At 57.7% G+C, this 4091-nt stretch carries 5 protein-coding genes and 1 pseudogene; all 6 read left to right on the forward strand.

The genetic code is table 11. The annotated features are described in order from the left end of the window. Window positions 1-564, forward strand: a pseudogene (locus tag Q0F21_RS05975) (alpha/beta hydrolase); the annotation flags it as partial. Between the two features lie 65 nt (window positions 565-629). Further along, complete coding sequence (locus Q0F21_RS05980) at window positions 630-1247, forward strand: riboflavin synthase (protein ID WP_297238279.1); 618 nt, start codon at window positions 630-632, stop codon at window positions 1245-1247. Between the two features lie 9 nt (window positions 1248-1256). Continuing rightward, the gene (locus Q0F21_RS05985) at window positions 1257-1814 is read left to right on the forward strand and encodes a nitroreductase family protein (RefSeq protein ID WP_297238281.1); all 558 of its coding nucleotides are present in this window, start codon (window positions 1257-1259) and stop codon (window positions 1812-1814) included. Between the two features lie 27 nt (window positions 1815-1841). Further along, window positions 1842-3203 (forward strand): histidine--tRNA ligase, encoded by a 1362-nt coding sequence (gene hisS, locus Q0F21_RS05990; RefSeq protein ID WP_297238284.1) that lies wholly within the window; start codon window positions 1842-1844, stop codon window positions 3201-3203. Between the two features lie 3 nt (window positions 3204-3206). After that, window positions 3207-3641 carry a single-stranded DNA-binding protein gene (locus tag Q0F21_RS05995; protein WP_297238286.1) on the forward strand — a complete coding sequence of 145 codons (435 nt, stop codon included), beginning with the start codon at window positions 3207-3209 and terminating at the stop codon, window positions 3639-3641. Window positions 3642-3672: 31 nt separating this feature from the next. Continuing rightward, window positions 3673-4091, forward strand: a 419-nt coding sequence (locus Q0F21_RS06000; protein WP_297238288.1) for a DUF21 domain-containing protein, incomplete at its 3' end; no start/stop codon positions are given.

Below are 4091 nucleotides of genomic sequence, written 5' to 3' on the forward strand. Positions count from 1 at the left end.
ACCTCAGGTGTGGAGATCATCACGTACCAGAATGTAGTGATGATGGCAAGTCTGATCCGCCCCGAGGCGAAGGAGGACTTCGGCAGGATTACGAGCGAGACCTTCCAGGATCTCGCCTACCACTCCACCACCCGAGCAGAGGACTCTACGCTGATGCGGGGCTACTTCGAGAGAGTGCTGCCACTGGTCCGTGAGGAGCAGCGCACCGCGACGAGTGCAATGATACTCAGCGACAAGTACTTCAGCTCGATGCTTGACGCCACTTCCACACCTTATTATAAGGAGTTCCTCAGAAGCGATCCCGCCGCCCTCCTTCCACGGATCACCTGCCCGATAATGGCTCTGAACGGGAGCAAGGATATGCAGGTGGAGGCCTCGACTAACCTTGGTGCGATCAAGCGCCTGGCTACAGCGTCGCAGAGTGTGAGGACGGAGGAACTCGAGGGGCTCAATCACCTTTTCCTCCCCTGCACCACCGGTCTCCCGGGCGAGTATATGCACCTCGAGCCGGGCTTCTCGACTGAGGCACTGGAGCTCATGACGGAGTGGATCGGGGAGAGATAATTGGGCAGGTAATGCCTTTTGGGTAAATTTGCACTGACGATATCAGTAAGTAAGTAATTCTCTATATGTTTTCCGGAATAGTCGAGACAACGGCACGGGTGCTCCGTATGGATCATCCTCACGATAGTACCAACGTGGACATCACCCTGACCGTCCCCTTCTGGGACGAGCTGGCGATAGACCAGAGCGTGGCTCACAATGGAGTCTGCCTGACGGTTGTCTCGGTCCATCCCGAGGAGAAGAGCTACACCGTCACCGCAGTGCAGGAGACCCTGCAGCGGTCCAACCTCGGCGACCTCCGACCTGGCGATCGGGTCAATGTGGAGCGGAGCATGAGGAGCGATGGTCGCCTCGACGGGCATATTGTCCAGGGGCATGTCGACACCACTGCCGAGTGCATCGGGCTGGAGGATGTGGGAGGAAGCACCTACTACACCTTCCGCTACAGCGTCCCCGATGAGATGGCTGCTCGCGGCTACACTACTGTGGAGAAGGGCTCCGTCTGCATCAATGGCGTCAGCCTCACCGTCGTGGACTCCGAGAGAGACACCTTCAAGGTCGCCATCATCCCCTACACTAAGGAGATCACCAACTTTGGGGATCTGTCGGAGGGGAAGCGGGTCAATCTCGAGTTTGACATCATCGGCAAGTACCTCGCCAAGCTCATTACCTACCGCCAGTAACGCCCTCCCATGGACCCTGACAGCAACCCTCTCAGCGAGCTGATCCAGTCGCGCCAGAGCACTCGCAAGTATCTCGATAAGCCGGTCCCTCGGGAGGCGATCGAGCGGATCCTTGAGCTGACTCATCTGGCACCCTCCGCCACCAATTCGCAGCCCTGGCACTTCATCGTCGTTGATGATCCGGAGCTTAAGGTCGCTGTCGCCAAGTGTCTCACGTCTCCCCTACTCCCGTCGATGAACACCTTTGCCAAGGAGGCGCCGGCACTCATCGTCGTGGTCGAGGAGTCGGCTAATGTGGCTGCGAAGGTGGGCAATCTCCTCAAGAAGCAGCACTTCTCCCGGATCGACATCGGCATCGCTGTGGGCTACCTCACACTGGCAGCGCGCAGCGAGGGGCTGGACACCTGCGTCATAGGCTGGCTCGACGACAAGAAGATCCGGGATCTCCTCCGCATACCGCGGGAGAAGACAGTCCAGCTGGTGGTATCGCTCGGCTACTCCGACGATCCGATGCGACCCAAGACCAGGAAGAAGATGGACAAGATCCGCTCCTATAATACGTACTAACCTCATCTCTCTGTAGCAATCAGACTTATGGCTCAGAAACCAAGCATACCCAAGGGCACTCGTGACTTCTCCCCCGAGGAGATGGCGAAGCGCAATTACATACTCGACACCATCATCAGCACCTACCGACTCTACGGTTACCGCGAGATACAGACGCCGGCGATGGAGAATCTCTCCACCCTCCTCGGCAAGTATGGCGATGAGGGGGATCGGTTGATCTTCCGGATCCTCAATTCGGGCGACAGCCTCAAGGACTTCGACCGTCAGGAGTTGCTAACGATTGATCCGATCGACTTTGCCTCCCGAGCCTGCGACCGTGGACTGCGGTACGACCTAACAGTACCCTTTGCTCGGTATGTGGTGCAGCACCGCAATGAGATCACCCTCCCCTTCAAGCGGTATCAGATACAGCCGGTATGGCGTGCGGATCGTCCCCAGAAGGGTAGATATCGGGAGTTTTACCAGTGCGATGCCGATGTGATCGGATCCGACTCCCTACTCCATGAGGTGGAGCTGACGCAGATCATCGACACCGTCTTCACGAAGCTGGGGGTCCGTGTCGTGATCCTCCTTAATAACAGGAAACTCCTCACCGCTCTCAGCGAGCAGCTCGGCATAGAGAACATCATCGACCTGACCGTCTCGATCGACAAGCTGGACAAGATCGGCTGGGACGGCGTCGAGGAGGAGCTGCGAAGCAAGGGCATCGGCGAGGAGGCGATCAGCCGCCTGAAGCCGATCCTCGGCCTCTCGGGAAGCAATGAGGAGAAGCTGGAGAAGCTCGCTGACCTCTTCGGAGAGAGCGAAGTGGGACGCAAGGGAGTGGAGGAGCTGACCTACATCCTTGACAAGCTGCGTTGCTGCAACCTGCAGAATGAGGTTCGTCTGGACCTCTCCCTGGCACGCGGTCTGGACTACTACACAGGGACCATCTTCGAGGTGAAAGCGCTCGACACGCCGATGGGGAGCATCACCGGTGGAGGTCGGTATGACAATCTCACAGGTGTCTTCGGGCAGAGTGGCATGAGCGGCGTGGGGATCTCCTTCGGTGCAGAGCGGATCTTCGACGTACTGGAGGCACTGGATCTCTATCCGGAGTCGACCCACTCGGGGACGCAGCTGCTCTTTATCAACTTCGGGGAGAAAGCGCTGGACTACATCCTTCCCCTCCTGAGCGATCTGCGTCGTGAGGGGATCACGGCGGAGGTCTACCCGGACGATGCGAAGATGAAGAAGCAAATGTCCTACGCCAATGCACTCTCGATCCCCTATGTCGCCTTCGTCGGCGATGACGAGATCGCTCAGCACACCATCAGCGTCAAGGATATGGAGTCCGGCGACCAAAAGAGCTACACCCCGGAGGAGCTGATCACTCTCCTTCGATCGTGAGTTATGGAGGAGAGTGGGACATACTGCCGGGTAGAGCTCCTAGGCAACGTGGGGCATGATCCGCTGATCCGCTACTTAGACGAGAGGACCTGCATGGCCTCCTTCAGCGTGGCGACGGACAGCCTCCTCCCTGACAGTCCCGGGGGTACGGTGACAGACTGGCACGAGGTCGTCTGCTACCGGGATTCGGCACACTATGTTGAGGCCAATGTACGCAAGGGATACAAGGTGCGGGTAACAGGCAGGCTGACCTACAAGAAGTACCGCAGCGGAGAGGATCGGTACAGCCGCAAGGCGACGATCATCGCCGACCGAGTGGCACTTATCTCCAAGCCTCAGCCCGGGACGTCGTCCCCCTACGAGGAAGAGGTGAAGTCGCCCTACCGGGACTATAAGGAGACGCTCAGCAAGGATGCGGAGTCGAGCCTGCCATTCTGAGACACGACCTACGGATAGACAGCATTGATCTTTGGAAGGAATCGAATACATCAGTAGCGGACTACTCCAGGGAGTAGGTCTCGTACAGCTGGATCCTGAGGGGATCCTGACACTTGTTATCACCCTTATCCTGATCGCAGTGTGCCTCTTCTACAGCGGCTTCTGCTCCTCCTCTGAGGTAGCCTACTTCGCCCTCACCCCGTCAGACCTGGAGGAGCTCAAGGGCTCTAAGGACGAGAAGGATAAGAAGGTGATCTATCTACTCGAGCACAGCGAAAACATGCTGAGCACGATACTGATCTCCAATAACTTCGTCAATACGGCGATCGTTATGCTCAGCGACTCTGTGGTCAATCAGACACTGGACTTCTCCCACGCACAGACACTGGGCTTCATACTACAGGTGGTGGTGATCACCTTCGTCATCCTCTTGGTCGGTGAGATCATCCC

Origin of the sequence: uncultured Porphyromonas sp. (assembly GCF_934359325.1) — a bacterium.
Taxonomy (GTDB): Bacteria; Bacteroidota; Bacteroidia; order Bacteroidales; family Porphyromonadaceae; genus Porphyromonas_A.